This is a genomic window from Bathymodiolus heckerae thiotrophic gill symbiont (assembly GCF_900180345.1).
GTDB lineage: Bacteria > Pseudomonadota > Gammaproteobacteria > PS1 > Pseudothioglobaceae > Thiodubiliella.
Map to the genome: position 1 here is coordinate 1 of NZ_FXLV01000066.1, position 6500 is coordinate 6500.

Genomic DNA, 6500 nt, shown 5'->3' on the forward strand with positions numbered 1-6500 from the left:
CATTCGTTATATCGTAGAACGCACTTTTGGCTTGCTAAAACTTCATCACGGTTTAGGCAAGGCAAGATACCTTGGACTAGAGAGAAACAAAACCAGAGTACAACTGATTGCCATGAGTCATAACCTTAAAACTGGCATGAATATTTTTAAAGAAATGCAGCGATTAAAAAGCCTAAGGGATTATTACATCCAGTGAGTAAAAAAGGCTAAAAAGAGAGAAATAAGGCTAAAAAAATCAGACAAACAAGGTGTTTTTTAGATTTTTATGGAAAAATACGGAAATTTTGAGCTATTTTTTTTGAAAAATTGCAAGGGTTGAAAATAGGATGGGGAATTATGAATTATGCAAAGGTCTCACAATATTGTTCTTTTTTAATAATTAATGAACGAGCACTAAGTTGACTTGAATGCTAGTTAATTGTCTTTTCTTGATTGTTGAATAACCTTTTAATATTACTTCTGTGAGTGTAAAAAATCCACAAACAGATGAGGATAATGAGGTAGGTAGCAACTGGATTGCCAATGATTAGATAAAAATAAATTGGCATGAGTAGGGTGGCAATGAGAGCCGAGAGGGATGAAATTTTAAGTACTTTTGCCACAAAAACCCAGGTAATAATAAACCCAAGACCCACCAGATAATTAAGTGCCAGCAAAGCACCTAGAAAGGTTGCCACGCCTTTTCCACCTTTAAAACCAAAGAAAATAGGATACACATGACCTAAAAATGCCGCTAAGACGAGTATCGTCATCTCCAGTGTGTCTAGGGCTAAATAATGAGCGATTAATATAGGGATTGCGCCTTTTAATCCATCACTAATCAGGGTAATGGCAGCGGCTTTTTTGCCACCGATTCTCAGTACATTAGTCGCACCTGAGTTGTTTGAGCCTTGTGTTCTAGGGTCGGGCAGATTTAGGATTTTACAGACAATAACGGCACTTGAAATTGAGCCAATTAAATAAGCGAAAGTGATTAAAGTAGGTAACATAGTAAACCTTAGAAAATTTTGATAAATGTTACTATGGATATTGTATTTATTCAAGGGTTAAAAATTGATTGTGTGATTGGTATTTACGATTGGGAGCGAGAAATTCGCCAAGATATTACGCTGGATATTGAAATGTCGGCGGACATTAAACCTGCTAGTGAAACCGATCATATCGACCAAACCCTTGATTACAAGGCAGTTTCTAAACGACTGATTGAATTTGTTAAAACCAGTGAATTTCAATTGGTAGAAACCTTGGCAGAGAAAATCACACAAATTATCTTGACCGAATTTGATGTAGAAAGGGTCAAACTCACGCTCAATAAAGGCGAAGTGGTAACGGGTGTGCAAGGTGTGGGCGTGATTATTGAGCGTAATCGTGGCTGAGTTGCATATTAATATTGGTTCAAACCAAAATCGTAGGCAAAATATTGCCCAGTCAATTGACGCACTTAAAATGAACTTTTTTGATGTCATATGTTCGGATATTTTTGAAAGCCCAGCGGTTGGTTTTGAAGGTGCGGATTTCTACAATATGGGCGTGAATGCAACCACGAATTTGAGCATTGCCGAGGTGCTGAGTATTTTGTACACGATTGAGGATAAGCAAGGCAGAGACAGGTCTAAGCCAAAATTTTCTTCACGACAAATTGACCTAGATTTAGTATTATATGATCAAGTGATTGATGTGGAAAATAATCTACCTAGAGATGATATTTTAAAATACAATTTTGTTTTATTGCCCTTGGCACAACTTAACCCGCAGAGCATTCATCCACTTGAAAATAAAACTTATGCACAGTTATCTGCAACTGTAAATGAGTTAAAATCGTATAATATTAAGATTTTAAACTAAGGAATAATTATGAAAAAAATACTACTTGCTTTACTTATGGCATTTTCCAGTTTTACGCTTGCAGATGATTATGATGAAGGTATTGATTATATAAAACTTGATAAACCAGTGAAAACTACTACAGGTAATAAAATTGAAGTGCGAGAATTGTTTTGGTATTATTGCCAACATTGCTACAATCTTGAGCCAGCACTCAATGCATGGGTTAAGAAACTACCTGCCAATGTTCAATTTATTCGTCAGCCAGCGATGTATTCTGATAGATGGGCAAAGGGCGCAATTTTTTACTTTGTGCTAGAAGAGTTAAACTTGTTGCATAAATTGCATGAACCGTTATTTAACGCTATCCATTTAAAGAAAAAGAATTTTAAATCCAAAGCCAGTTTTGTTGAATGGGTTGCCAGTTTTGGGGTGGATAAAGCCAAAGTAGAAAAAACTTTTAGTTCTTTTAGTGTGCGCGTTAAAACCAACAAAGCCAAATTAAACACCAGTAAATATCATATTCAAGGTGTGCCAACAATTATCGTTAACGGTAAATATTGGACCGATGCCACTCATGCAGGCGACCGTAATAGAATGTTAAAAGTCGTTGATTTTCTTATCAAAAAAGAAAGCAAACTTGAATGAAGCAGTTTTAGTCTTATCAGGGCTTGACCCTTGTGGCGGTGCTGGTATTGCCGCTGATATTGAAACCATTAACCAATTTGGGTTAACCCCATTGCCGATTGTAACAACAATGACAGTGCAAAATACTCAATCTGTTGTAGAGGTTCAACCAGTGAATATTGGGTTAATTGCCAAACAATTCCATCATTTGCAAGCAGACATTGCGTTTAAAGTTGTTAAAATTGGGCTACTGTGTTCTAGTGAGCAAATTAGAGTAATTGCTAATTTAATGCAAGATAAAACCATTGTGCTTGACCCGATTGTTAAAGCCAGCACCCAAGAAGTTTTACTACAAACCCAAGTAATAAGCACTCTAAAACAAGAGCTATTGCCTTTGGTAAAAATCCTAACCCCCAATATGGCAGAATTATTCGCCTTATCCGGTGAAAAAGATGAGCAAAAAGCCATAGAAAAACTAGCCTGTAAATGGATACTACTCACCACCACCGATGTATCAGAGTCCAGTATTGAACACCGCCTATATCACAATGCTAAGTTGGTAAAGAATTATACTTACAACAAATTATCGGGCAATTACCACGGCTCTGGTTGCACTCTTTCAAGTGCAATCAGTGCTTTAATCGCCTCAGGTGCTAACATTGAAATCGCTTGTAAAAATGCACTAGACTATACCTACCAAACTCTATTAAACGCTAAAAATATCGGTAAAACACAGTTTCACCCTAATCGCATACCGGCGAAAAATACACATACCGGCGAAAAATATCAATGATAGGAAAGTTGGGCATAATACTATATTAAGGATCTCATTGTATTTTGCGTGTAATACAATTCTATTTACGCTATAATGAACTTTATATCCACATCACTTATTTATTATTTATAAGCAATGAAAATGACATCACTTTTTAATAAAAATTCTGAAAGAAAACTGGTTTCCAGATTGTCAAAAGGCAGCATAAGCCTACAATATGGTCGCTATCAAACCGCTCAAGACATTACCAAAAAAGTCAAACGCTTGGAACATTATAATTTTAGTAAGAAATATGCCGGCTAAGGGAGAAGATGAACTTAAGGTATTATTAGATTTATTTGAACAAGCAGAAGCCAAAATAAAAAATGTTGAACAAGCCACTTCGGAAGGGGTGCTTATCCCCTCTATTAACCAACTTAGATATGCAGGGCATCATATTGTTCAATCTTTGCTTAGTAATGACACAAAGGCACTTCAAGCAGAGCAAACCAAAGCAATCAACCATGTCAAAAGAGCCATTTATGATATAGATGAAGCACTATTGATTTACTATATAGACAGTGCAGTAGATTTTAAAGAAAAATATAATGATAGTGGCCTTACTACTGAGATAATTGCAGATTATCCTGAAAAATTAGTTATGTTAGATGAAGCTAATACAAGCATACAACAATTGCGCAAAGATAACAATAATTATCAAAACAGGCAACAGTTTTATCGGCAGTTAAGTCCTTATTTAGATAAATTATCCAAAATTGTTGCTATTTTTGAGAAATCAGCACCACTTATTGCCAACAAAGAAATAAATAAATGTGACCAAGAATTAAAAGACAAACGGCGTTTTATCATCAAAGTTACAGCAACATTTTTTTTCGGTATTATTGGCATTATTGTTGCACTTAAGTAAATGAATAACTTTATCAGCAACTGGCTACGCCCTGACATCAAAGCTATTAATGCTTATCATGTGCCTCCTTCTGATGATATGGTGAAATTGGATGCGATGGAGTCACCCTTTCCCTTGCCCGATGCATTAATTGAGCAATATTTGGCGTATTTGGCTAATGTTGAGTTAAACCGTTATCCCAGTCCAAATGCAAGTGAATTGCAGCAAACCTTGTATCAGTTAATGGATATACCCGCAGATTTTGGCATGCTTTTAGGCAATGGTTCGGACGAACTGATTCAGCTTTTGGCGCTTGCGTGTGATACGGGTGACAGTATTCTAAGTGTTGAGCCAAGTTTTGTGATGTATCAAATAATTGCAAAATTCACTAGACTCAATTATCACGGTGTTGAATTGAATGAAAACTTTGAGATTGATTTGCCTGCCATGTTGTTAGCGATTGAAACACATCAGCCAAAGTTGATTTTTATCGCTTACCCGAATAACCCAACAGGTAATACATTTGACAGGGCGGCTATTGAACAAATTATCACTTCAACTAGCGCAATGGTAGTGCTTGACGAGGCTTATTATGCCTATGCTGATGATAGTTTTCTGGGTGATATTGCCAAGTATCCTAATTTAGTTTTGCTTAGAACCGTGTCAAAAATTGGCTTTGCGGGGTTGCGTCTAGGTTTGTTGATTGGCACACAGGATACGGTAGCAGCGTTGGACAAATTACGTCTGCCTTATAATATCAATACGCTTACGCAAGTGAGTGCGAATTTTCTGCTTAAAGAAAAAGACGAAATCAACAAAAACGCTCAAATTATTCTCAAACAACGCACCAAATTATCATCCGCACTTGATGCCATTAACGGCTTGCAAGTTTATCCCTCTCAAGCCAATTTCCTTTTATTTAAAGCCCCCAGCGCTCATAAATTATTTGCGTTTTTAAAAGCAAACGGTGTGTTAATTAAAGATTTAAGCACTGCCCCAAAACTCACAGATTGCCTGCGCGTAACCGTTGGCAACGCCGAGCAAAATCAACACTTTATTAACTTAGTAAAATGCTTTTATGATTAACAATAAAACCCTAGCCGCCTACTGCTACGACTATCTTAATGTAGTCATATTTGATGACTATTGCCCCAATGGCTTGCAAATTGAAGGCAAACCTGATATTAGTAAAATCATCTCAGGCGTAAGTGCTAATCAAGATTTAATTGATAGAGCGATTGACGAAGAGGCAGATGCGCTGTTTGTCCACCATGGATTTTTTTGGAAAAACGAGCCACTAATGCTAACAGGTATCAAGAAAAATCGCATTAAAGCTCTATTAGAACACGATATTAATTTATTCGCCTACCATCTGCCGCTTGATGCCCATCCAAAAATTGGCAACAATGCCCAACTTGCTCAACGCTTTGGCATTAAAAACCCTACTCCAATAGGCGATACGCTAGTTTGGCAGGGGGAAATTGACACCACGCTAGGCAGTTTTTCCAACACCATCAAACAAGCGCTAAACCGCACGCCGTTAGTTTTTGGCGATGATGATAATCCTCTAAAACGCATCGCCTGGTGTAGCGGTGGTGCACAAACCTACATCGACCACGCCATCAATATCAATGCCGATTGTTTTATAACCGGCGAGGTATCGGAGCAAATCCCCGCTATCGCCAAAGAAAACGACATCGCCTTTATCTCCGCAGGACACCACGCCACCGAGCGTTATGGCGTGCAAGCGCTATGTCAACATCTCACACAGAAATACAATCTCATCCACCAATTTATTGATGTTAACAATTTTGTCTGATATAACTTCTCATCTTAATTTCAACTTTTACAATTTTTTTTAAATTTTCCATATTTTCCTATAAAACCAAAAAACACCTTGTTTATCTAATTTTTTATCACTTTATTTCTCTGTTCTTAACTCTTTCTCATTTATTGAGTACAACAGTCTTGCAAATTTCGCCTCTGTTTAAAAATGTTCATTCCAGTTTTCAGATGATGACTTATGGCAATTAGTTGTATTGGATTTATTTCTCTCTAATCCAAGGGTAAGAGCACTGCTAACCCAGTGCGATTTAGGGAATATAAAAAAATAGTGCATTTTTATCCAAAAATGAGGAGAATAGCCAGTTATTTGCCATCCTACAAGGATTGCTATATAGTTTTTGGGTAAGAAGGCTTGAATTCGCATAACAAGTGCAATTTTAATTGTAATTAAATAGCCAGTTGTAATAAACTTTGCTATTTTCTTACTACGGGAAATTGCAATGAATTATCAACAACTGACTAACGATGAACGATACCAGATAAAAGCGTGTTTACAACTACATATGAATCAGATTGGCATTGCCAATCTGTTAAACAGAAGTC

General features: G+C 36.8%; 9 protein-coding genes and 1 pseudogene. 9 read left to right on the top strand and 1 reads right to left on the bottom strand.

Going from position 1 to position 6500, the window contains the following annotated elements; translation table 11 throughout:
* On the top strand, positions 1-196 hold a 196-nt coding region (locus tag CRYPD_RS07125), incomplete at its 5' end, for a transposase (RefSeq protein ID WP_171004370.1).
* A 214-nt stretch (positions 197-410) separates the two neighbouring features.
* Here CRYPD_RS07125 and plsY read toward each other — a convergent pair.
* Positions 411-989, bottom strand: a complete 579-nt coding sequence (gene plsY / locus CRYPD_RS07130) for a glycerol-3-phosphate 1-O-acyltransferase PlsY (RefSeq protein ID WP_138146894.1) — start codon at positions 987-989, stop codon at positions 411-413.
* Positions 990-1022: 33 nt separating this feature from the next.
* On the opposite strand from plsY, the gene folB reads away from it, so the two are divergent.
* From folB to CRYPD_RS08500, 8 genes and pseudogenes are all read left to right on the top strand, one after another.
* On the top strand, positions 1023-1376 hold the full coding sequence (gene folB / locus CRYPD_RS07135) for a dihydroneopterin aldolase (RefSeq protein WP_138146900.1): 354 nt from the start codon (positions 1023-1025) through the stop codon (positions 1374-1376).
* Entirely contained in the window at positions 1357-1845 is a 489-nt protein-coding gene (gene folK, locus CRYPD_RS07140; protein ID WP_244610276.1) for a 2-amino-4-hydroxy-6-hydroxymethyldihydropteridine diphosphokinase, read from the top strand. The genes folB and folK overlap by 20 nt, the downstream gene beginning before the upstream one ends.
* A 9-nt stretch (positions 1846-1854) precedes the next feature.
* On the top strand, positions 1855-2472 hold the full coding sequence (locus CRYPD_RS07145) for a thiol:disulfide interchange protein DsbA/DsbL (RefSeq protein ID WP_138146895.1): 618 nt from the start codon (positions 1855-1857) through the stop codon (positions 2470-2472).
* A complete protein-coding gene (gene thiD, locus CRYPD_RS07150) occupies positions 2465-3244 on the top strand; it encodes a bifunctional hydroxymethylpyrimidine kinase/phosphomethylpyrimidine kinase (RefSeq protein ID WP_138146896.1) in 780 nt (259 codons plus the stop codon). The genes CRYPD_RS07145 and thiD overlap by 8 nt, the downstream gene beginning before the upstream one ends.
* Before the next feature lie 199 nt (positions 3245-3443).
* Positions 3444-4133, top strand: coding sequence for a hypothetical protein (locus CRYPD_RS07155; RefSeq protein ID WP_138146897.1), 690 nt, complete (start codon positions 3444-3446; stop codon positions 4131-4133).
* The gene (gene hisC / locus CRYPD_RS07160; protein WP_138146898.1) at positions 4134-5198 is read left to right on the top strand and encodes a histidinol-phosphate transaminase; all 1065 of its coding nucleotides are present in this window, start codon (positions 4134-4136) and stop codon (positions 5196-5198) included.
* On the top strand, positions 5191-5931 hold the full coding sequence (locus tag CRYPD_RS07165; RefSeq protein WP_138146899.1) for a Nif3-like dinuclear metal center hexameric protein: 741 nt from the start codon (positions 5191-5193) through the stop codon (positions 5929-5931). Before hisC ends, CRYPD_RS07165 begins: the two co-directional genes overlap by 8 nt.
* A gap of 466 nt (positions 5932-6397) precedes the next feature.
* Positions 6398-6500: pseudogene (locus CRYPD_RS08500) on the top strand (IS30 family transposase); the annotation flags it as partial.

Bases quoted from the DNA above. Each gene is read 5' to 3' on its own strand.
- plsY (WP_138146894.1), bottom strand. From the start codon at position 989: ATGTTACCTACTTTAATCACTTTCGCTTATTTAATTGGCTCAATTTCA.
- folB (WP_138146900.1), top strand. From the start codon at position 1,023: ATGGATATTGTATTTATTCAAGGGTTAAAAATTGATTGTGTGATTGGT.
- CRYPD_RS07145 (WP_138146895.1), top strand. From the start codon at position 1,855: ATGAAAAAAATACTACTTGCTTTACTTATGGCATTTTCCAGTTTTACG.
- CRYPD_RS07155 (WP_138146897.1), top strand. From the start codon at position 3,444: ATGGTCGCTATCAAACCGCTCAAGACATTACCAAAAAAGTCAAACGCT.
- hisC (WP_138146898.1), top strand. From the start codon at position 4,134: ATGAATAACTTTATCAGCAACTGGCTACGCCCTGACATCAAAGCTATT.
- CRYPD_RS07165 (WP_138146899.1), top strand. From the start codon at position 5,191: ATGATTAACAATAAAACCCTAGCCGCCTACTGCTACGACTATCTTAAT.